18 protein-coding genes are annotated in these 21,053 nt (G+C 70.7%); 12 read left to right on the top strand and 6 right to left on the bottom strand.

Annotation, left to right across the window (positions count from 1 at the left end; translation table 11 throughout):
- Positions 1-81: 81 nt before the first annotated feature.
- The 3 genes from AJAP_RS25305 to AJAP_RS25315 are packed head-to-tail and all read left to right on the top strand — an operon-like array spanning position 82 to position 2,172.
- Positions 82-1,026: a TIGR04222 domain-containing membrane protein gene (locus AJAP_RS25305; RefSeq protein ID WP_038515726.1), complete on the top strand. Its 945-nt coding sequence runs from the start codon at positions 82-84 to the stop codon at positions 1,024-1,026.
- Complete coding sequence (locus AJAP_RS25310; RefSeq protein WP_038515728.1) at positions 1,016-1,831, top strand: DUF692 domain-containing protein; 816 nt, start codon at positions 1,016-1,018, stop codon at positions 1,829-1,831. The genes AJAP_RS25305 and AJAP_RS25310 overlap by 11 nt, the downstream gene beginning before the upstream one ends.
- Positions 1,828-2,172 (top strand): hypothetical protein, encoded by a 345-nt coding sequence (locus AJAP_RS25315; RefSeq protein ID WP_038515730.1) that lies wholly within the window; start codon positions 1,828-1,830, stop codon positions 2,170-2,172. Before AJAP_RS25310 ends, AJAP_RS25315 begins: the two co-directional genes overlap by 4 nt.
- A 16-nt stretch (positions 2,173-2,188) precedes the next feature.
- Here AJAP_RS25315 and AJAP_RS25320 read toward each other — a convergent pair whose 3' ends face one another.
- Genes AJAP_RS25320 through hemE form a run of 4 tightly spaced genes read right to left on the bottom strand, consistent with a single transcriptional unit; the run spans position 2,189 to position 6,714 of the window.
- Positions 2,189-3,535, bottom strand: coding sequence for a CoA transferase (locus tag AJAP_RS25320; RefSeq protein WP_038523858.1), 1,347 nt, complete (start codon positions 3,533-3,535; stop codon positions 2,189-2,191).
- Between the two features lie 11 nt (positions 3,536-3,546).
- Entirely contained in the window at positions 3,547-4,239 is a 693-nt protein-coding gene (hemQ, locus tag AJAP_RS25325; protein ID WP_038515732.1) for a hydrogen peroxide-dependent heme synthase, read from the bottom strand.
- Between the two features lie 25 nt (positions 4,240-4,264).
- Positions 4,265-5,644, bottom strand: coding sequence for a protoporphyrinogen oxidase (gene hemG, locus AJAP_RS25330; protein ID WP_038515734.1), 1,380 nt, complete (start codon positions 5,642-5,644; stop codon positions 4,265-4,267).
- Positions 5,641-6,714, bottom strand: a complete 1,074-nt coding sequence (gene hemE / locus AJAP_RS25335; RefSeq protein WP_038515736.1) for a uroporphyrinogen decarboxylase — start codon at positions 6,712-6,714, stop codon at positions 5,641-5,643. The genes hemG and hemE overlap by 4 nt, the downstream gene beginning before the upstream one ends.
- An 88-nt stretch (positions 6,715-6,802) precedes the next feature.
- Here hemE and AJAP_RS25340 point away from each other — a divergent pair, with 88 nt between their 5' ends.
- The 3 genes from AJAP_RS25340 to AJAP_RS25350 all read left to right on the top strand — a co-directional run bounded on the left by AJAP_RS25340 (position 6,803) and on the right by AJAP_RS25350 (position 10,402).
- The gene (locus tag AJAP_RS25340) at positions 6,803-7,366 is read left to right on the top strand and encodes a DUF3000 domain-containing protein (RefSeq protein ID WP_038523861.1); all 564 of its coding nucleotides are present in this window, start codon (positions 6,803-6,805) and stop codon (positions 7,364-7,366) included.
- Between the two features lie 985 nt (positions 7,367-8,351).
- Positions 8,352-9,068, top strand: coding sequence for a response regulator transcription factor (locus tag AJAP_RS25345; RefSeq protein ID WP_034318331.1), 717 nt, complete (start codon positions 8,352-8,354; stop codon positions 9,066-9,068).
- A gap of 68 nt (positions 9,069-9,136) precedes the next feature.
- On the top strand, positions 9,137-10,402 hold the full coding sequence (locus tag AJAP_RS25350; protein ID WP_038515738.1) for a ribonuclease D: 1,266 nt from the start codon (positions 9,137-9,139) through the stop codon (positions 10,400-10,402).
- Positions 10,403-10,409: 7 nt separating this feature from the next.
- Here AJAP_RS25350 and AJAP_RS25355 read toward each other — a convergent pair whose 3' ends face one another.
- Positions 10,410-11,066: a TetR/AcrR family transcriptional regulator gene (locus AJAP_RS25355; protein ID WP_038515740.1), complete on the bottom strand. Its 657-nt coding sequence runs from the start codon at positions 11,064-11,066 to the stop codon at positions 10,410-10,412.
- 177 nt (positions 11,067-11,243) lie between these two features.
- Here AJAP_RS25355 and AJAP_RS25360 point away from each other — a divergent pair, with 177 nt between their 5' ends.
- From AJAP_RS25360 to AJAP_RS25385, 6 genes are all read left to right on the top strand, one after another.
- The gene (locus AJAP_RS25360) at positions 11,244-12,710 is read left to right on the top strand and encodes an amino acid permease (RefSeq protein WP_038515742.1); all 1,467 of its coding nucleotides are present in this window, start codon (positions 11,244-11,246) and stop codon (positions 12,708-12,710) included.
- An 11-nt stretch (positions 12,711-12,721) separates the two neighbouring features.
- Complete coding sequence (locus AJAP_RS25365) at positions 12,722-13,504, top strand: DUF1989 domain-containing protein (protein WP_038515744.1); 783 nt, start codon at positions 12,722-12,724, stop codon at positions 13,502-13,504.
- Positions 13,501-14,115: an urea amidolyase associated protein UAAP2 gene (locus AJAP_RS25370; RefSeq protein ID WP_038515746.1), complete on the top strand. Its 615-nt coding sequence runs from the start codon at positions 13,501-13,503 to the stop codon at positions 14,113-14,115. Before AJAP_RS25365 ends, AJAP_RS25370 begins: the two co-directional genes overlap by 4 nt.
- Positions 14,112-17,678, top strand: coding sequence for an urea carboxylase (uca, locus tag AJAP_RS25375; RefSeq protein WP_038515747.1), 3,567 nt, complete (start codon positions 14,112-14,114; stop codon positions 17,676-17,678). Before AJAP_RS25370 ends, uca begins: the two co-directional genes overlap by 4 nt.
- Entirely contained in the window at positions 17,675-19,288 is a 1,614-nt protein-coding gene (atzF, locus tag AJAP_RS25380) for an allophanate hydrolase (RefSeq protein ID WP_038515749.1), read from the top strand. Before uca ends, atzF begins: the two co-directional genes overlap by 4 nt.
- Positions 19,289-19,441: 153 nt before the next feature.
- Positions 19,442-20,029 carry a D-alanyl-D-alanine carboxypeptidase family protein gene (locus tag AJAP_RS25385; protein ID WP_038515751.1) on the top strand — a complete coding sequence of 196 codons (588 nt, stop codon included), beginning with the start codon at positions 19,442-19,444 and terminating at the stop codon, positions 20,027-20,029.
- A 13-nt stretch (positions 20,030-20,042) separates the two neighbouring features.
- Here the strand turns inward: AJAP_RS25385 and bla are convergent, their stop codons facing one another.
- Positions 20,043-20,954, bottom strand: a complete 912-nt coding sequence (gene bla, locus AJAP_RS25390) for a class A beta-lactamase (RefSeq protein ID WP_038515753.1) — start codon at positions 20,952-20,954, stop codon at positions 20,043-20,045.
- Between the last annotated feature and the right edge of the window lie 99 nt (positions 20,955-21,053).

Below are 21,053 nucleotides of genomic sequence, written 5' to 3' on the forward strand. Positions count from 1 at the left end.
GATGCTCGAATCACGGAACCACGATCGGACCGCGCGGCGTCCGACTACGGTAAGTGCACCTGCTCGTGAAAGGCCCGTGCGATGGAATACACCTGGGGCATCCCCGGACCCACGTTCCTGACGATCTACGCCATCCTGCTGGTGTTCCCGGTGGTCGCCGGTCTCGTGTGGACGATCGCGGCCAAGCTGGGCACCAGAACCCCGAGCGCCGAGGTGAGCGGGCCGCAGCCGACGGTGTACGAGTTCGCCTATCTCGCCGGCGGCTCGGACCGGGTGGTCGACACGGCCATCGCGGCGCTGGTCGACCGCGGGACCTTGCGGGTCAGCAGCGCGAAGCAGCTCCAGCTCACCGGTCCCGAGCCCGCCGACCCGATCGAGAAGGCCGTCGCCAAGAGCGCGCGGCCGGGGCACAACGCCACGACCCGCGGCATCCGTGACCGGCTGCGGCTGTCGGGGCCGATGCAGGCGCTCGCCAAGGACCTGGAGGGACGCGGGCTGGTCGTCGTCGATCAGGGGCCACGGATCCGCCGGGTCGTGTACTTCCTGTACCTCGCCGTGCTGGTCTTCGGTGTGGTGCGCCTGATCGCCGGGCTCGCCGGCGACCGCCCGGTCGGATTCCTGATCCCGATGCTGATCGCGGCCGGGGGCGCGACACTGATCGCCCGTGCGCTCAAGAACAAGCGGCCGGGCCCGCGACCGACCGCCGAAGGCAACCGTGTCCTCCACAAGGCCAGGTCCGCCCACGGGCGGGAGCGCAAACGCGGCATCCCGAACGGACCGGGCTACGTCGGCGGCGCCGTGCTGGGTGGTGCCGCGGCGGCGGTCGCGTTCGGCGGCCTCGCCTCCTACCCCGACGAGGAGCTGAGCGCGGCCCTGATCCCGCCGCAGGTCTCCAGCGGTTTCGGCGGCGGTTCGTCCGGCGGCGGTTCTTCGTGCAGCAGCGGCGGGAGCTCCTGCAGCAGCGGCGGGAGCTCGTGCAGCAGCGGCGGCAGCTCCTGCGGTGGAGGCGGCGGCTGTGGCGGCTGACGGGCCAGGCAGGCTCGGGATCGGCATCGGCTGGCGGCACGAGCTCGACCTGTCGATCGCACGGCTGCCGGGCGTCGACTGGGTCGAGGTCGTCGCCGAGAACCTGCACGCCGGGCATCTGCCGGAGACCCTGGTCGCCTTGCGCGACAAGGGAATGCCGGTCCTTCCGCACGCCGTCTCGCTGTCGCTGGGCGGAGCCGAACCGCTGGACACCGCGCGCGTCGAGCATCTCGCGGAGGTCACCCGCGAGCTCGGCGCGCCGCTGGCCAGCGACCACGTGTGCTTCGTGCGCGCGGGCGGCCTCGACTCGGGCCATCTGATGCCGCTCCCCCGCACCCGGGAGGCGCTCGACGTCCTGGTGGACAACGTCAAACTGACGCAGTCCATCGTGGAAGTCCCGTTCGCGCTGGAGAACATCGCGGCGGTACTGGAATGGCCGGACGCCGAGTTCACCGAATCGGAGTTCCTGCGGGAGCTCACCGACCGGACCGGCTGCCTGCTGATCGTCGACGTGGCCAATCTGTACGCCAACGCCCGCAACCTCGGCACCGATCCCGAGCGGTTCCTCGACGAGATCCCGTGGGAGCGCCTGGCGTACACCCATATGGCGGGCGGTGTCGAACGGGACGGCGTCTATCACGACACGCACGCCCATCCGGTGGTGCCGGAAGTCCTGGACCTGCTGCGCGAACTGCGGCGGCGCACCGAACCGCCCGGCGTCCTGCTGGAACGCGACGACGACTATCCGTCCGACACCGAACTGGCGGCGGAGCTGGCCGCGCTGCGGGAAGCGGTCTCGCCGTGACGTCGCCCCGGGAGCGGCTCGCCGGGCAGCAGGCGGAGCTGCTCAAGGCGCTTCTCGCCGGAGGCGACGCCCCGGCGGGCTTCGACGCGGACCGGCTCCGCATCGAGGCGAACGTCTTGCGGAACAAGCAAAGCAGGCTGGCCGCCTACCTCCGCCCGGACCTCGCCGAAGCCCTCGGTGACCGGTTCGCCGCGCTCTTCCGCGAGTACGCGACGAGCCATCCGAAGACCGACGCGATCCGGGCGCGGGCCTATGCGGACACCTTCGGCACGTGGCTCGTCGAACGCGGTGAGGTCCCGAAGCCCCGAGGCCGGTTCACAAGCTGGCTCCGCCGCATTTAGTCCTCTGAATGCGGTTTCACCAGACTGGGCGGTCGCTCCCCGGTACGTGCGTCGCTTCCGTCCACTGTGGATTCGAGCCCGGCAGCGTGCCCGCCATCTTCACCCGGGTGACCCGGCCGAGCTGGCCGTCGACGTCTTCGAGCCACTCGCCGCCGTCGAACCCGGCGGGTCCGGCTTCCTTACGCCCCAACGAGTTCAGCCACTCCCCCGTCCCGGCGAGCGAGGTGCGGACGTGCTGGCTGCCCCCCTCGGTGGCCGCCCGGCGGACGGCGGTCATGATCGCCGCCGCGGTCAGCCAACCGGTCGCGTGGTCGAGTGCCTGCACCGGAAGCGGTCCCGGACCGTCGAGCCCGGCCGCCTTGCCGCCCTCGTCCGCGATCCCGGACGCCATCTGAACCAGGCTGTCGAACCCGCGCCTGCGTGCCCACGGCCCTTCCCAGCCGTAGGCGGACAGGTCCGCGATCACGATGCCCGGCCGCAGCTCGGCGATCGCTTCCGGGGAGAAACCCTTGGCGGTCAACGAACCCGGCCGGAAACCCTGCAGCACGACGTCGGCGCGGGCGATCAGTTTGCGCAGCCGCGAGCGCCCGGCTTCGGTCTCCAGGTCGACGTACGCCGAGAGCTTCCCCATCCCGGTGTCGACGGCCAGCGGCGGCACGGTCGGCAGCTGCGCCGAACCGATGTGCATGACGGTCGCCCCGTGCGCGGCGAGCACGCGGCCCGCGACCGGCCCGGCGATGACGTGGGTCAGGTCCAGGATCCGCACCCCGCCCAGCGGCCGGTCGGATTCGAAGAGCCGCACGGGTTCCGATGTCCCGAGCGGCCGGATGTCGGCGACCGGCAACGCGCTCGACGCCTGCCCTTGCTTGTGCGCCAGCCACTCGTCACGCGTGCGCAGCACGGCCGCGGCACCGCCCGCGCCGACCACGGCCGACTCGACCTCGTACTTCGACTTGGCCGCCACGACCTTCTCGAACGCCGCGCGGGTCGCGGGAACGCCGAGCCCCCAGCACACGGCGGACACGTGGCGCGGGTAGTTGCAGTGCAGCCGCACCCAGCCGTCGTTCGCGCGGTAGTCGCCGGACAGCGGCGCGCTGAACGGCACCGGCTCCCCGTCGACGCGGACATAGTGCTCGCTGTGGAACGACGCGGCGGCGTGCCGGGTGTCGACCGAGACCTTGCCCGGCTCGATTCCCCGCAGCCGCAACAGTTCCCCGGCCGCGAGCGTCGCCGCGGCGATACTCGTCGTGGCCGCCTCCTCGACCCGGAAGGTCCCGGGCAGCACCGACTCGGGGCCGGTGATCTCGACGGCGTCTTCGGCGAGGGCGTCGCCGGTGAGCGTGGTCCAGACGCGGGTGTCCACGGAGGCCTTCACTAGGGCAGGAGCGCGATCAGCTCGGCGGGCGCCACCTTCGTCCCGGTGTAGAACGGGATCTCCTCACGCACGTGGAGGCGGGCCTCGGTGCCGCGCAGGTGACGCATCAGGTCGACGATGCGGTGCAGTTCGTCGGCCTCGAAGGCCAGGATCCACTCGTAGTCGCCCAGCGCGAACGACGCGACCGTGTTGGCGCGGACGTCCGGGTAGTCGCGGGCCTCCTTGCCGTGGTCGGCGAGCATCTTGCGGCGCTCGTCGTCCGGCAGCAGGTACCACTCGTAGGAGCGCACGAACGGGTAGACGCAGATGAACTTGCGGGCCTCTTCACCGGCGAGGAACGCCGGGATGTGGCTCTTGTTGAACTCCGCCGGGCGGTGCAGCGCGACCTGGCTCCACACCGGCGCCGACGCGCGGCCGAGCGGGGTGTGCCGGAAACCGCTGTACGCCGCCTGGACCTGCTCGATCTCCTCGGCGTGCCACCAGATCATGTAGTCGGCGTCGGCGCGCAGCCCGGAGAGGTCGTAGACACCGCGGACGACGACGCCCTTGGCCTCCAGCGCGTCGAGGTACTCGGTGGTCTCCGCGGTCGCCTTCGTGCGGTCTTCGCCGAGCTTGCCCTGCTCGGCCCGGAAGACCGACCAGGCGGTGTAGCGGATGGTGTCATTGAGCTCGTTGTAGTTCAGCCGCGCCATACCGCCATCTTGGCACTGCCCGCGCTCAGGAGCCCTCGTGGGGCGGTGTGATCCCGGCGATGCGGCGGGCGGCGGCGTCGGCGGTGGCGATGCAGGCCGGGAGCCCGACGCCGTGCAGTGTCGCCCCCGCCACGGCGAGCCCCGGGACGTCGGCGACGGCGCGTTCGATCCGCTCGACGAGTTCGAGGTGCCCGGTGCCGTACTGCGGCAGCCCGCCACCCCATCGGGTCACCAGGGTGTCGATCGGCTCGGCGGTGACTCCGCTCAGCCGGGCAAGGTCTTCGCGGACCACGCGCACGAGTTCGTCGTCGTCGGCGTGCAGCGCGCCCGGTTCGCCGAAGCGGCCGACCGAGCCGCGCACCAGCACCGGGCCTTCGCCGTACTGCGCCCATTTGCGGGACGAGAAGGTGAACGCCTTGGCGGCGAACGGCTTTCCGGCGGCGTCCCGCTCGCCGGCGCCGATCAGCACGCCGGACGACTCCGGCAGCGCGGTACCCGGCGGGAGCGCGAGCGCGACGACGGCCATCGACGCGAGTTCGACCTCGGCGAACGCCGCAGATGCCACGCCCGCAACGCCGTCGAGGAGCCGCCGTGCCGAAGGCGCCGGAACCGCCAGGAGAACGGAGTCGGCGTCGAGGTCGTCGACCTTCCAGCCGTCGGCGGTGCGTTCGAGCGCCGTCACCGTGGTCCCGGTGCGGATCTCGGCGCGGGACAGCTCCGCGAGCCGCGCGATCAGCGTCCCGAGGCCGCCCAGCAGGGTGCCGAAGACAGGCGCCGTACTGGGCGACGCGGGCATGAGCGACGCCGCGCCTTCGGTGAGCGAACGCGCGCCGCGGTCCACCGCGGAGGCGAGCCCGGGCATCGTCGCGCGCAGGCCGAGCCCGTCCGCTCCCCCGGCGTACACCCCGCCGAGCAGCGGATCGACGAGCCGGTCGACCAGTTCGTCACCGAACCGCTCGCGCAGCAGCGGGCCGAGCGGCACGTCGCCGGCGGGCAGTTCCAGCGGAGACAGCGACGCCTCGGCCTCGACCAGGGCACGGCCCTTCTCCGACAGCACCCCGGCGACCGCGTCGGCGGACGCGGGAACGCCCATGACCGTGCCCGGCGGCAGGCCGAGCACGGAGCCGCCCGCGTGGATCTTGGCGCGGGCCTTGGTGGGATGGACGAGGCTTTCGCCCAGCCCGATCTCGCGGACCAGGGCGAGCGCTTCGGGACGGCGGGCGAGGAAGGCCTCGGCGCCGACGTCGTAGCGTTCACCGGCGAGTTCGATCGTGCGGAGTTTCCCGCCGAGCGACCCGGTCGCCTCGAAGACGACGATCCGGGCGTCCTCGCCGAGCAGGGTCCGCAGCCGGTACGCCGCGGTCAGTCCCGAGATACCGCCACCGACGACGGCGACCGTCTTCACGGCCGGAGCTCGTGCACCAGCCCGACCACGCGCGTCAGTACGTCCGGGTCGACGCCGGGCAGCACGCCGTGGCCGAGGTTGAAGATGTGGCCGTCGGCCGCGCGGCCCTCGGCGAGGATGCGCCGCACTTCGGCCTCGATGACCGGCCAGGACGCGTGCAGCAGCGCCGGGTCGAGGTTGCCCTGGACCACGCCGCCGCCGAGCCGCCGCACGGCTTCGTCGAGCGGGATGCGCCAGTCGACGCCGACCACGTCGGCGCCCGCGTCACGCATGGCCACCAGCAGCTCGCCGGTTCCGACGCCGAAGTGGATCCGGGGCACGCCGTAGCCCGCGACCGCGGACAGCACCTTCGCCGAATGCGGCAGGACGAACTCGCGGTAGTCCCGCTCCGAGAGCGCGCCCGCCCACGAGTCGAACAGCTGGATCGCGTCGGCCCCGGCGTCGAGCTGCGCGGAGAGGAAGGTGATCGCCATGTCCGCCAGGCGCCCCGCCAGCTCGTGCCACAGCTCGGGCTCGGAGTGCATGAGCGCCTTGGTGTGCTCGTGGTTGCGGCTCGGCCCGCCCTCGATGAGGTACGAGGCCAGCGTGAACGGCGCGCCGGCGAACCCGATCAGCGGCGTCTCGCCCAGCGAGCCGACCAGCAGCCGGACCCCCTCGGCGACCCGCTCCACCTGCTCCGGCTCCAGCACCGGCAGCGCGCGCACGCCCGCGGCGTCGCGGATCGGCTCGGCGACGACCGGCCCGGTACCCGCGACGATGTCGATGTCGAGGCCCGCCGCCTTGAGCGGGACGACGATGTCGCTGAAGAGGATGGCCGCGTCGACGCCGTGACGGCGGATCGGCTGGAGCGTGATCTCGGCGAGCATCTCGGGGTCGAAGCACGCCTCGAACATCGAGGTGCCCTCGCGCAGGGCCCGGTACTCGGGCAGCGACCGGCCTGCCTGGCGCATGAACCACACGGGGGTGTGAGCCGGGCGTTCGCCGCGCGCGGCGGCCAGGAACGGCGCCCCGGGCAGGGCGCGTCGGGCCGCCGGGACGGTCTGCGCGGGAGAAGCAACTGAAGGAGACATCACGGTTCATGGTGCCATGTGCGCTCGGAGGCCTTACTCTCGGCGCGTCTGCGCCCCGAACCGGACGATCGCGTCTTACAGTCGGTTGGTGACCGCGATGACGTCAGTACCCGATCTCTTCCGTGAAGCCGTCGCGGCGTTGCAATCGGTCCGGCCCCGTCCCGAAGTCCAGCTGGAGACGATGCGCCCGCCGCAGCGTCTGGCGCCGTGGTCCTACGCGGTGAGCTGCGAGGTGGAAGGGCCGGCGGACGTCCTGGCGTCGGGGCGGCTGGTGCTGCTGCACGATCCGGACGGCCAGGAGGGCTGGGACGGGGTTCTGCGGCTGGTCATGTACGTCCGCGCGGAACTCGACCGGGAATTGGCGACCGATCCCTTCCTGCCCGCCGTGGGCTGGTCGTGGCTGACCGACGCGTTGGAGACCTCCGGCGCGGAGTGGACGGCGCTGGGCGGCACGGTCACCGAGACCTCGTCGGCCCGCTTCGGCGACATCTCCGGGCCCGCGCGCACCGACGATCTGGAACTTCGGGCGTCGTGGACGCCGACGGACGCCGCGTTGCGGTCGCACGGGCAGGCCTTCTGTCAGGTGATGGCGAGCGTCGTGGGGCTGCCGCCGGTCGGCGTGACGCTGTTCGAGCAGCGTCAGTCCTCCTGAGGGGCTTCCCTCCTCGGCTCAGCCGAGGAAACTCGACCATCACACCTTCCTCAAGTACATGAAGGCCCCCTTCCTTGCGTCTAGCGCAGTGAAGGGGGCCTTCATGTACTTGGCTCGAGCGACTCACGTCCAGGGCGCGCCGGTCCCTAAGCCGCCCTCCCCTAGTCCGCCACGGTCCCGACACGCCGGATTCCCATCAATCGAGACATGGCATTCGGGTTATATTGCGAACACCGGCCATCTAGCGCCGCTAGGAAAACTAGCGCGGTAGCAAAGGTCCCTTGCTCCCCTCCGCGGATCCGTGAAGGCCTCCTTCACTACCCTCAAGGTAGGCAAGGAGGCCTTCACGGACAGCCGCGAGCCACGAAGGGGCCGAAGCGCCTTCGCTTACCCCATTCGCGAGCCCCTCAGGCCGTCTGTACGACGCCGAAAGTCGCTTCAGGGCCATCTGGACTAGACCAGCCCCCACCAGCGCGAAGCCGGTCGCTCAGAGGTCTGGACCACCCCGTTCGTGCTAACCCGGCTGTCACCGTCCGCAACAAGATCGAATCCGCTCACGAACACGCCGAAACGCTTCCGGAGCGTTACCATCACGGTCACCGAGCGGAGCGATCATGACTCTCCGCGAAGTTGATCAAGCCCCACGCCGGAGGCACATTCCGGCCGCCCCGTGAAGCTCCCGGGCAGAGGCACCGGCAGGTGCACGGCTCATCTGCACAGTCGGTTGGACCCTGGTAACCCCAGTGCATCGTGTTCTTTCGGCGATGTGTTAGCCACCGGCTGTGTACTAGCCCGATCGTGTTACTACGAACTCCCTGAGTGACCACTGGTTTGAGATAGATACCCATTCGATCCCCCCGCGAAGGCCTCAGGGCGGCTACAGTGCCATCGACGACACCACTTTCGGTCTAAAGCTGGCGCGGCTAAACGGCCGAAAGTCCCGGTGCCGGTCGGGGGGCACGACCGACTCCAGGGAGGTAGTGACGTGGCTACCGTCGGCATTTCTCAGGCCGTCCGATCCACGCCAGCCGGTTCATTGCCGGCGAGCATGGTTCCGCACCCGCGGGAAGAGCTTTTTTCCGTGTTGGTGGTCGATGACCACCCGCTGTTGAGGGAGGCAATCTCAGCAAGACTCGCACAGATGGGTGCGGGCACCGTCCACGAGGCCGCCACGGTGGCCGAGGCGAGGGCGCGAGCACAGGCCACCGGGCCTTGTGACCTGGCGATCCTCGATCTCGGACTGCCGGATGGCAGCGGCATCGAGCTGGTTACGGAACTCCGTAGCCACGGCTGGCCTCGGGTAGTGGTGCTCGCTTCATCAGACGACCCGTACGCGGTCAGGTCGGCGTTCCAGGCCGGCGCCCAGGCATACCTGCTCAAGTCGGCTTCGCCGGTCGTGGTGACCGACGGCGTCCGCAGGGTGCTCGAGGGCGGCGTCTACGCGGACCCGAGCGTCGCACCGGTCTTGGCCACCGGCACCCGGGTCGCCGGCACCGACAACACCCCGCGCGAGCTTTCCGCGCGCGAGGTCGAGGTGCTGCAGCTCGTGGCCGACGGCCAGAGCAACAAGGAGATCGGCGAGGAACTCAGCCTCTCCGCTCTCACGGTGAAGTCTCACCTCTCCCGCATCGGGCGCAAGCTCGGCACGGGTGACCGGGCTCAGATGGTGGCGCTGGCCATGCGTGCCGGCGTGATCCGCTGACAAAGGCGAACAGCCCTGCGGGGCGGGCGGACCAGGCGCGGTCCGCTCGTCCCGTAGGGTCTTCACCTATGGAAGGCGACCGACCCGGAGCACCGCAGACGGACCCGAAGACCGGCACCGACGACACCGGTGGACCGGTCCTGCTGCGTGAGCCCGCCGAGGGCACTCCACCGGTGATCGCCGACGCGACCGCCCTCGCCGAAGCCTGCGTGAAGATCGCGGGCGGCAGCGGGGCCATCGCCGTGGACACCGAACGCGCGTCCGGCTACCGATACTGGCCCAAGGCCTATCTCGTGCAGCTGCGCCGCGAAGGTGCCGGCTCCTTCCTCATCGACCCCATTCCGCTCGAAGGGCAGCTCGAACCCCTCGCGGAAGTGCTCAACAACGCCGAATGGGTGTTGCACGCGGCCTCTCAGGACCTGCCGTGCCTCGCCGAACTCGACCTGCACCCGAAGAGCCTGTTCGACACCGAACTCGCCGGACGGCTCGCCGGGTACGAGCGCGTCGCCCTCGGCACCCTCGTCGAACTCCTCCTCGGCTACCAGCTGGAGAAGGGGCACAGCGCCGCCGACTGGTCGAAGCGCCCGCTTCCCGTCGACTGGCTGAACTATGCCGCCCTCGACGTCGAGCTGCTCATCGAGCTGCGCGAGAAGCTCGAAGCCGACCTGGCCGCCCAGGGCAAGCTCGAATGGGCCCAGCAGGAATTCGAGGCCGTCCGCACGGCGCCGCCGCCCGCCCCTCGGGCCGAGCCGTGGCGTCGGACGTCCGGGGTGCACAAGATCCGCAGCGCCCGCGGCCTCGCCGCCGTGCGCGAACTGTGGCAGGCGCGCGACGAGCTCGCCCGCAAACGCGACCGCGCGCCGAGCCGGATCCTGCCCGACAGCGCGATCATCAACGCCGTCACCGCCGACCCGAAGACCGTCGAGCAGCTTCAGGCGTTGCCGGTGTTCAGCGGCCGGGTGCAGCGCAAGTACACCGCGAGCTGGTTGCGGCATCTGCAGGCCGCCCGCGCGCTCCCCGCCGACGAACTGCCCACCCCCGCGCAGCAGACCGACGGACCGCCGCCGGTGAACCGGTGGTCGGACAAGGATCCCGACGCCGCCGCCCGGCTTTCCGCCGCCCGCGCGGCGCTGTCCGCCATCGCGGAGGACCGGCGGCTGCCGGTGGAGAACCTGCTGCTGCCGGAACTGGTGCGCCGCACCTGCTGGCGTCCGCCGTCGGACCTGAGCGAGGATTCCGTCGCCCAGGTCCTGCTAGACGCAGGCGCCCGGCCGTGGCAGGTCGAGCTGACGGTCGCGGCGCTGAGCAAGGCCCTCCACTCCGCCGCCGCCTGACCCGCGTTCAGCCCTCCAGCAGCGCTCGCGCGGAGCCGCGCAGAACGGCGTCCGGCTCCCCGAGCCCGACGAGCCTCAGCACGCTGTCGGCCCCTTCGACGGCGTGTGCCTCGACGTCCAGATCCGGCTGGTCGCGCCGGACGATCGCGATGCTCTCGACGAGCCCGAACACGAGGTCGGTCCGGATCCCCTGGAGGGCGGGCGTGACCCCCGCCGCCGCGACGAGCGAGCCGTAGACGCGTTTGAGCTCCGCCCGTTCGGCCCGGAACCGCGCCAGCCGCGGCGACGAGATCTCGGGCAGGAGGTACAGGGCGCCGAGGTTCTGCCGCGCGCTGCCGAGCAGGTGGATGTCCGCGTAGGCCAGCGCCCACAGCCGTGTGCCGACCGGCGCGAGCTTGGCCGACAGCCCGCCCGCGACGTCCAGTGACGGCCGGACGGTGTCCTCCAGCAGCGCCGCGAGAATGTCCTCTTTGGACGGAAAGTGGTAGTAGAGCGACGCCTGGCGCAGTCCGGCGCGTTCGGCGATGGCCCTCGTGGTCGTCGCCGCGTAGCCGGCGCCGGTGAACAGCTCCCCCGCGGCGTCCAAGACGGCGAGCCGCGCCTCGCGCTTGCTCGCCGCGGCGCCGCTGGCTCTCGGTCTGCCCACCCCGGTCGTTTTCGTCATCTATCCGATCCTGCCATTTCTCCGCGAAGATCTTTGTTACGTCCGGCGGTCGGCCCAGGTTACCGAATCCGGTATCTGTTAACACCGCGCTTACCCGGCGGAGATCGGAAGGATCCCGCACGCGCTTAATTTCGGTCAGCCGATCGAAATTCGGCCCTTGAGACAGGAGCCTCCGCAATGCCTTCCGAAGACCTTTCCGCCTTCGGGTACCGCCAAGAACTTCGCCGGACACTGGGCGGTTTCTCCGCCTTCGCCGCCGGTTTCTCCTTCGTTTCCATCCTTACGACGGTGTTCCAGCTGTTCGCCTTCGGCTATTCCTTCGGCGACACGCTCTTCTTCTGGACATGGCCGCTGGTGATCACCGGGCAATTGCTCGTCGCGCTCAACTTCGCCGAACTCGCGGCCCGATTCCCGCTGGCAGGATCGGTTTACCAGTGGGCGAAACACCTCTCCCCCGGATTCGCGGGGTGGCTCGCCGGCTGGATGATGCTGGTGGGCTGCGTCGTGGCGCTCGCCGGTGCCGCGATCGCGCTGCAGGTCGTCCTCCCGTCGGTCTGGAGCGGGTTCCAGCTCGTCGGCGGGGATCCGGCGATCACCTCCCCGACCGGCGCCAGCAACGCCGTCCTGCTCGGCACTCTGCTGATCGTCCTGACGACCGTGATCAACGCGGGCGGCGTGCGGCTGATGGCGCGGATCAACGACGTCGGGGTCGCGGCCGAACTCGTCGGCGTCCTCGTGCTGATCGTCGGGCTGGCGCTGTTCGCCGTCCGCGGTCCGCAGGTCGTGCTCCAGCCCGCGGGTGAGAGCCCGGGGGCCGGCGGTGTCCTCGCTTCGGCCTTGATGGCCGCGTATGTGCTGTACGGCTTCGATACCGCCGCCTCCGTCGCGGAGGAGACGAAGGACGCGCGCCGCACCGCACCACGTGCCGTGCTCCGCGCCCTCCTGATCTCCGGGATCGGCGGGCTGGCCGTCGTCCTCACCGCGCTGATGGCGGCGCCGAGCCTGACCGACGGGCAACTCGCGGGGAAGGGCCTGCCGTATGTGATCACGGCCGTCTTCGGCGACACCCTCGGCCGGGTCTTCCTCGCCGACGTCGCGATCGCGGTCGTCGTCTGCACCCTGACCATCCAGACCGGCACGGTCCGGTTGATCTACTCGATGGCCCGCGACGGCGCGCTCCCCGGCGCCAAACGTCTTTCCGCGGTGAACGCCCGCACCGGCACGCCGATCGCGCCCGCGGTGCTCTCCGGGACGCTCGCCATCGGGCTGCTCCTGCTGAATCTGGGGAATCCGACGATCTTCAGCACCATCACCGGCACTTCGGTGGTCGTGGTCTATCTGGCCTATCTGCTGGTGACCGGACCGCTGCTGCTCCGGCGCCGTCAAGGCCGTTTCACCGCCGAACCCGGCCATTTCTCCTTGGGGCGATGGGCTATTCCGGTCAACGTCGCGGCAGTAGGGTACGGCGCGATGATGATCGTCGACATCGCCTGGCCACGAGCCGAAATCTACGACCTGGCGGGCACCGGTTCCGTCTGGGTCCTGTTGTTCCCGATCGAGTTCGTCGGCGCCGCGCTGCTCACCGGCTATCTCTGCTGGCGCCGCCGCTCCGCGCTCACCACGGTTCCCGTCCCCGCGACCTGAAGGAAGGTTCCATGAGCACGACATCGACCACGTACGGCGCTCGCGACCACGCGCGCGCCCAAGCGGGCACGGTCACCGAAGCGATGCCGGCCATCCCGGCGTCCACCTGGCCGGACCCGCCGCCCGGGATCGACCCGGCGAAGCTGACCTGGGCCGAGACCGTCGCCGGCGGCGGCTACACCCACAAGGTCCTCGCCCGCGGCACCGAACTGCGGCTCACCGACGTCGAAGGCGACGCCTGCGCGCATGTGCTGCTGTACAACGCCGACCAGCCTTGGGAGCGGCTGAACGTCGCGGACACGGTGAAGGTCCAGTGGAACGCCTATCTCGGCGAGGCGATCGCGCTGCTTTCGGACCAGGCGCGGGTGCTCGCGACCGTCGTCACCGACGAGAGCGGGAACCACGACGCTCTCTGCGGGACGTCCACTGTGGACGGACTCAGGCTGTTCACCCTCGCCGCCGCCAAACACGGCCTCACCCCCCGGGATCTCCCGCCGAGCCTGTCCTTCTTCCAGGGCGTCCACGTGGAGACCGACGGCGGGCTGACGTTCACCGGTTCGGCGGGCCCCGGCAAATCCGTGGTCCTGCGCACCGAACTCCCGGTGATCGTCCTGATCGCCAACGTCGCGCACCCGCTCGACCCGCGTCCGGACCACACGGTCACCCCGCTGCGCGTCCTCGCCCAGCGGAGCGCGCCGTCCACACCGGACAGTCCTGAATGGACAGCGTCGCCCGAAGCACAGCGTGCCTTCGAGAACACCGCCGACTACCTCACCGCTAGGGGCCTGGCATGACGACGATCATCTCCGACACCGAGGTCGCCGCGCGGGCGCCGTACTCCACCGTGCTGCGCGAGGGCGAGACGCTCGCGATCATCGACCTCGGCGGCAACCAGGCCGTCGACTTCCTCTGCTACGACGCCGCCGACACGGCGAAGAGGTACAGCGCGGCAGCCACGATCGCCGCGCAGCGCAACATCTTCCTCACCACCGGCAGCGTGCTGCGCACCGGCGAGGGCGCGCCGCTGCTGACCGTCGTCGAGGACACCTGCGGGCGGCACGACACGATCGGCGGCGCCTGCAGCAAGGAATCGAACAGCCTCCGCTACGGCCAGCACACGCGGTACCAGCACGCCTGCGTCGAGAATTTCCTGACCGAGGGCGCGAAATGGGGCCTCGGCAAACGGGATCTGGTCAGCAACGTCAACTGGTACATGAACGTGCCGGTGGAACAGGACGGCACGCTCGGCATCGTCGACGGCATCTCCGCGCCCGGTCTCGAGGTCAAGCTGCGCGCCGAGACCGACGTGCTCGTACTGGTGTCGAACTGCCCGCAGATCAACAATCCGTGCAACGGCTTCGACCCGACGCCGGTCCGGATGATCGTCACCGGCGGTGGCGCGTGAAGCTGCTCGTCGCCAACCGGGGGGAAATCGCGGTCCGGATCATCCGGACGGCAAGGGAGATGGGCATTCCGACGGTCGCCGTCTACTCCGACGCCGACCGTACGGCCGCGCACGTACGGCTTTCCGACGAAGCCGTCCGGCTCGGCCCGGCGCCGGCGAGGGAGAGCTATCTCCTCGGCGACGCCATCATCGAAGCCGCGCTGAAGACCGGCGCCGACACGATCCACCCCGGCTACGGTTTCCTGTCCGAGGACGCCGCCTTCGCCAGGGCGGTGGAGGCGGCAGGGCTCCGGTTCGCCGGTCCCACGGCGGACCACCTCGAAGTCTTCGGCAGCAAGCACACCGCACGGGAGAAGGCCGTCGAAGCCGGTGTCCCGCTGCTGCCGGGCACCGGACTGCTGGACACCCTGGCCGACGCCGAAGCGGCGGCGGAGGGGATCGGCTACCCCGTGATGCTCAAGGCCACCGGCGGCGGCGGCGGGATCGGCATGCGGGCCTGCGCGTCCGCCGCGGAACTCCGCGACGCCTGGGAGGCGGTGCAGAGCATCGCGGCCAAGAGTTTCTCGACTTCGGGCGTGTTCCTCGAACGGCTCGTGACGCACGCGCGGCACGTCGAGGTCCAGGTGTTCGGCGACGGTACGGGTGAGGTGCTGGCGCTGGGCACGCGGGATTGCACCCTGCAGCGACGCAATCAGAAGGTGCTCGAAGAGTGCCCCGCGCCGGGACTTTCCGAAGCGGCGCGGGAGAAACTGGTCTCGGCGGCCGTCGACCTCTGCGCTTCGGTGCGCTACCGGTCGGCCGGGACGGTCGAGTTCATCTACGACCCGGTCCGCGAAGAGGCGGCCTTCCTCGAAGTCAACACGAGGCTGCAGGTCGAACATCCGGTCACCGAGGCGGTGTACGGCGTCGACCTGGTCTCGTGGATGCTCCGGCTCGCCGACGGCGACACCGGGATGTTCGCCACCACGCCGTCGCCACGCGGGCACGCGATCGAAGCCCGCGTCTACGCGGAGGATCCGGCCGCCGGGCACCGGCCGAGCGCGGGTCTGCTGACCCGCGCCGACTTCCCCGCCGGTGTCCGGGTCGACACCTGGGTCGAGGCCGGGGCGAACGTGACGACGCATTACGACCCGCTGCTCGCCAAGGTGATCACCGTCGGCGCGGACCGGGACGAAGCACTGACGGCGTTGGGCGAGGCGCTCGGTGAGTGCCGGGTGGACGGTGTCCGGACGAATCTCGGTCAGCTGCGCGCGGTCGCCGCCGACCTGCGGCTGCGCGAGGTCACGCACGACACCGCGACGCTCGACACGATCACCGACCCCGAACCGCGGATCGAAGTCCTGCGGGGCGGCACGATGACCACCGTCCAGGACTGGCCGGGGCGGCTGGGGTTCTGGCACGTGGGTGTCCCGCCGAACGGGCCGATGGACGATCTGTCCCTGCGGCTGGGCAACCGCGCCCTCGGCAATCCCGAAGGCGCGGCGGGCCTGGAGTGCACTGTGGACGGTGTCTCACTGAGGTTCACCGAGGACGCAATCGTTTGCGTCACGGGATCGCCGTCACCGGTGGCCGTCGACGGCTCCCCGGTTCCACAATGGACACCGGTCGAGATCCCCGCGGGCGGGGTGCTCGACGTCGGCACCGGGACCGCCGGGCTCCGCGCGTACGTCCTCGTGCGCGGCGGGATCGACGTGCCGGACTTCCTCGGCAGCGCGGCCACGTTCACGCTCGGCGGTTTCGGCGGGCACGGCGGGCGCGCGCTGGCGACCGGCGATGTCCTCTCCCCCGGGCCGCTGCCGGAGAACCCCGTCGGCGGACCCGTTCCCAAGGCCGAACGGCCGGTTTTCGCCACGCACTGGGAGATCGGCGCGACCGAGGGACCGCACGCGGCACCGGAGTTCTTCACCCCGGACGACGTCGAGACGTTCTACGCCACCGACTGGGAGGTGCACTTCAACTCCGCGCGAACGGGTGTCCGGCTCGTCGGGCCCCGGCCGCGCTGGGCACGGGAGGACGGCGGCGAGGCGGGCCTGCACCCGTCGAACATCCACGACACGCCGTACGCGATCGGCGCCGTCGACTACACCGGCGATCTGCCGATCCTGCTGGGCCCGGACGGGCCGAGCCTCGGCGGGTTCGTCTGCCCGGCGACCGTGGTGACCGGGCAGCGCTGGAAACTCGGCCAGCTGCGGCCGGGCGACACCGTGCGGTTCGTGCCGATCACCACCGAGCACGCGGGCTCTTTGCGCGTCTCACCGAGCAAGGCGGTCAAGGCGAGCCGGAAGCCGATCGACGACGGCGGCATCCTCGGGCGTCTGTCCACAGCGGACGAGAACCCCGAGGTCACCTACCGGCGCAGCGGCGACGACAACCTGCTGATCGAGTACGGACCGATGAAACTCGACCTGGCCCTGCGGATGCGGGTCCACGCGCTGGCCGACCGGCTGGGCAAGGAAGGTCTGGACGGCGTCGTGGACCTGACCCCGGGCATCCGCTCGCTGCAGGTGCACGTCGATCCGGACGTGCTGCCGGTGCCGAAACTGCTCGGGCTCGTGCAGGAGGTGGAGCACGATCTGCCGCGGACCGGCGACCTCGTGGTGCCGAGCCGGACCGTGCGGATGCCGTTGTCCTGGGACGATCCGGCGACCCGCGAGGCGATCGAGCGGTACATGGCGGGCGTGCGCGACGACGCGCCGTGGTGCCCGTGGAACATCGAGTTCATCCGCCGGGTGAACGGTCTGTCCAGTGTGGACGACGTCTACCGCACGGTGTTCGACGCGGAGTACCTGGTGCTCGGCCTCGGCGACGTCTACCTCGGCGCGCCGGTGGCCACTCCCCTCGACCCGCGGCACCGGCTGGTGACCACGAAGTACAACCCCGCCCGCACGTGGACCGCGGAGAACTCGGTCGGCATCGGCGGCTCGTACCTGTGCATCTACGGGATGGAGGGCCCCGGCGGATACCAGTTCGTCGGGCGGACCGTGCAGGTGTGGAGTGGCTGGCGGCAGCGCGGATCGTTCGAGCCGGGTTCGCCGTGGCTGCTGCGGTTCTTCGACCGGATCTCCTGGTACCCGGTGAGCGCCGAGGAATTGCTCGACCTGCGGGCACAGAGCTCGGCCGGGGAACTGGAACTCGACATCACCGACGGCGAGTTCGCGCTGGCCGACCACGAACGCTTCCTGGCCGACAACGCGGCCGACATCGCCGCGTTCCGGGCGAAGCAGAGCGCGGCGTTCGAGGCGGAGCGGCAGGCGTGGGCGGCGGCGGGCGAGTTCGACCCGCGGCCGGAGCCGGTCGGCGCGAAGGTCCCGACCACGAAGGTCGAGGCCCCGCCCGGCGGGCACGTCGTCGAGGCGCCGTTCGCGGCGACCGTGTGGCGGGTGGACGTCGAGCCCGGCAAGACGGTCGACGCGGCGGAGACGCTGGTGATCCTCGAAGCGATGAAGACCGAGGCGCGGATCCCCGCCCCCGCCGGCGGCGAGGTCGTCGAGGTCCTCGTCTCGCCCGGTGATCAAGTCGCCCCCGGCACCCCGCTGGTGGTTCTGGGAAGGAGCGCGGGATGAGCGTGCGGGAGCGGGTGCGCGCCGCGTACCACCGGATCGCGCGGGTCGACCGGCCCGAGATCTGGATCGACCTGCGTCCCGAGGAGGACGTGCTCGCCGACGCGGAGAAACTGGAAGCCCGTCGCGCGGCGGGGGAATCCTTGCCGCTGTACGGGAAACTCGCCGCGGTCAAGGGCAACATCGACGTCGCCGGGCTGCCGACGACGGCGGCGTGCCCCGAGTACGCCTACTCGCCCGCCGAGGACGCGCCGGTGGTGGCGCGGCTGCGCGCGGCCGGGGCGCTGATCCTGGGTACGACCAATCTGGACCAGTTCGCGACCGGACTGGTCGGGACGCGCAGCCCGCACGGCGCGGTCCGGAACGCGCTCGATCCGGCGTACGTATCGGGCGGGTCGAGTTCCGGATCGGCGGTCGCGGTGGCGCTCGGGATCGTGGATCTCGCGCTCGGCACGGACACCGCCGGATCCGGCCGGGTTCCGGCGGCGTTCAACGGGATCGTCGGGCTGAAGCCGACGCGGGGGCTGCTGCCGACGACGGGTGTCGTGCCCGCGTGCGCGAGCATCGACTGCGTCACGGTGTTCGCGCGGACGGTCGACGAGGCGACGTCCGCGTTCGCCTGTCTCAGCGAGCCCCGGGACCTTCCGGTGCTGAACCGTCCTTTCCGGATCGGCGTGCCTTCCGAACCCGGGCCTCTCCAGGACGGTTGGGCCGAAGCGTTCACCGCGGCGGCTGGCTCGTATCGGGACGCGGGCGCGGAACTGGTTCCTGTCGACATATCGCCGTTCCTCACCGCGGCGCGCCTGCTGTACGAAGGCGCCTTCGTGGCCGAGCGGTACTCGGCGGTCGGCGAGTTCATCGATGCTCATCCGGACGCCGTCGATCCGGCCGTGCGGCGGATCATCGGCGCGGCGAAGGACATCCCGGCGCATCGGTTGTTCTCCGACCTCGCCACGCTCGACGGTCTTTCTCGTGAAGCCTCGGCCGTTTTGTCCACTGTGGACTGCCTTCTGCTGCCCACGACGCCGGAACACCCGACGATCGCCGAGGTCGAGGCCGATCCGCTGGGTGCGAACGCGCGGCTGGGCCGGTTCACGAACTCGACGAACCTGCTGGGCCTGTCGTCGCTCGCCGTGCCCGCCGGGACCGTCGGCGGGCTGCCGTTCGGGGTGATGCTGGTCGGCCCCGCGTACGCCGACCGGATCCTCGCCGACGTCGCCCGCTCGGTGCCGCGGCGGACGCGGATCGCGGTCGTCGGCGCGCATCTGCGCGGGCAGCCGCTGAACCACGAACTGACCTCGCGGGGCGGACGGTTCGTCTCCGCGGGGCCGACGGCGGCCGAGTACCGGTTCTACGCGCTGGACACCGTGCCGCCGAAACCTGGTCTCGTCCGGGTCGCTTCGGGCGGCGAGCCGATCGAGGCGGAGGTGTGGGACCTGCCGCTGAGCGGCTTCGGCGAGTTCGTGGCGGGCATTCCCGCGCCGCTGGCCATCGGGAAGGTGCGGCTGGCCGACGGGAGTGAGGTGTCGGGGTTCGTCTGCGAGCCCGGCGCGGTGGAGGGTGCCCAGGACATCACGGAGTACGGCGGGTGGCTCGGGTATCTGGGTCGTTGAGTCGAGTCTCGTGAGTGGCGATTCGGGTTCTAACCCGAATCTCCACCCACGACCACCCGGACCAGGCGTTTTCCGATTTGGTTGGCTTCACTGGGTGTTCTGGGAAGAAGCTCACAAATCGTGGCGGTCCGCCGGGGGCTGGGTAGTTTCGGAGTGGTGCCGACCACATCCACCTCCAGCCGCAGGACCGTGATCAGCGTGTTCGCGGCGCTGGGCCTCGTCGTGGCCGCGATGGTGACGCTCGGCGCCACCGGTCTGGCCGTCAAACCGGTGAACGGACAGGCGCTCGCGGTCCTGGAAGAGGTCCCCGGTCCCGAGAGCGGGCCGACTTGCGCCGTCGACAAGCGTTACGTCGACGAAGACACCTTCGGTATGCGCCCGGACGTGATCGAGGCGTGGAACGCCATGCGCGCCAAGGCCAAAGCCCAGAACATCACCCTCTGCGTGAACGACGGAAAACGCAGCCGGGGCCAGCAACAGCGCGAATTCGACAAGGCCGTCGAGCGGTTCGGCTCCGTGGAGCAGGCCAAGAAGTGGGCGCTGCAGCCCGAGACGTCCATGCACGTCAAGGGAATCGCCGTCGACATCCAGCCGCTGAACTCGGCCTCCTGGGTGGACAAGCACGGCGGCCCGCTCGGCTGGTGCCGCCGCTACGACAACGAAAAGTGGCACTTCGAGTACGACCCGGCCTACAAGACCGCCGGCTGCCCCGCCCTGCTCCCCAGCGCCACCGGCAACTGACCCGGAACTCGGCCTACGCCAGCTTTTCGACGACGTACTTCGCGGCCTCCGCGAGTAGCGCTTCGTCGTAGGGAGCGTCCTTCGCCGGCTTGCTCGACATGACCGCCAGGACGATCGGTGCCTTACCCGGCGGCCACAGGACGGCGATGTCGTTCAGCGTGCCGTACTCGCCCGTTCCGGTCTTACCCGCGATGGTCCAGCCGGACGGGAGGCCCGCGCGGATCCGTCCGGCGCCGGTGACGGTGCGCTGGAGCAGGTCGCGCAGGAAGTCGCGTTTCTCGGCCGTCAGCGTGTCCCCCAGCACGATCTCCCGGTAGTCGGCCGCGAACGCCCGCGGCGTGGTGGTGTCGCGAAGGTCGCCCGGGGTGGCCTCGGTGATGGCCGGCTCGACCCGGTCCATCCGCGTGACCGTGTCGCCGAGACCGCGTGTGAACGCCGTCAGTGCGGCGGGGCCGCCGAGATCCCGCAGCAGCAGATTGCCCGCGGTGCCGTCGCTGAACCGGACGGCGGCGTCGCACAGCTGGCGGATCGTCATGCCCGTGGCCACGTGCCGCTCGGTGACCGGGGCGTGTTTCATCAGGTCGTCCCGCGAGTAACTGACCCGGGTTTCCAGATGCGACAACGGGTTGCGCTGCAGGACCGCGGCCGTCGCGACACCTTTGAACGTCGAGCAGAACGCGAACCGCTCGTCGGCGCGGTGCTCGACGGTGCCGCCGCCTCCCGTGTCGAGCGCGTACACGCCGAGCCTGGCGTCGAACTTGTTCTCCAGCTCCATCAACCGGTCGTGGAACTGGCGGGTGGTGGACGGCGGGGGTGGCGGAGGCGACGGCGCGGGCGGGTTCGCCCGCGTGCAGGCGGCCAGTGACGCGAGGACCGCCATCCCCAGTAGCGCACGACGGGTGACGGCCGGCCCCGGCGAGTTCATCGTGATCCCTCCCCCTGATCACTTCGAACATAGCAATTTCCCCACCGTCCCCGGATCGGCCAAGCGGCCGAGGCGGGTGACCCCGGGAGTGTGCCTTCC

Source organism: Amycolatopsis japonica (assembly GCF_000732925.1).
Classification (GTDB): domain Bacteria; phylum Actinomycetota; class Actinomycetes; order Mycobacteriales; family Pseudonocardiaceae; genus Amycolatopsis; species Amycolatopsis japonica.

What these genes read in the sequence shown, in the direction of transcription:
- AJAP_RS25305 (WP_038515726.1), top strand. Translation starts at nt 82, where the DNA reads ATGGAATACACCTGGGGCATCCCCGGACCCACGTTCCTGACGATCTAC.
- hemQ (WP_038515732.1), bottom strand. Translation starts at nt 4,239, where the DNA reads ATGGCGCGGCTGAACTACAACGAGCTCAATGACACCATCCGCTACACC.
- hemE (WP_038515736.1), bottom strand. Translation starts at nt 6,714, where the DNA reads ATGTCTCCTTCAGTTGCTTCTCCCGCGCAGACCGTCCCGGCGGCCCGA.
- AJAP_RS25350 (WP_038515738.1), top strand. Translation starts at nt 9,137, where the DNA reads ATGGAAGGCGACCGACCCGGAGCACCGCAGACGGACCCGAAGACCGGC.
- AJAP_RS25355 (WP_038515740.1), bottom strand. Translation starts at nt 11,066, where the DNA reads ATGACGAAAACGACCGGGGTGGGCAGACCGAGAGCCAGCGGCGCCGCG.
- AJAP_RS25360 (WP_038515742.1), top strand. Translation starts at nt 11,244, where the DNA reads ATGCCTTCCGAAGACCTTTCCGCCTTCGGGTACCGCCAAGAACTTCGC.
- AJAP_RS25365 (WP_038515744.1), top strand. Translation starts at nt 12,722, where the DNA reads ATGAGCACGACATCGACCACGTACGGCGCTCGCGACCACGCGCGCGCC.
- AJAP_RS25370 (WP_038515746.1), top strand. Translation starts at nt 13,501, where the DNA reads ATGACGACGATCATCTCCGACACCGAGGTCGCCGCGCGGGCGCCGTAC.
- atzF (WP_038515749.1), top strand. Translation starts at nt 17,675, where the DNA reads ATGAGCGTGCGGGAGCGGGTGCGCGCCGCGTACCACCGGATCGCGCGG.
- bla (WP_038515753.1), bottom strand. Translation starts at nt 20,954, where the DNA reads ATGAACTCGCCGGGGCCGGCCGTCACCCGTCGTGCGCTACTGGGGATG.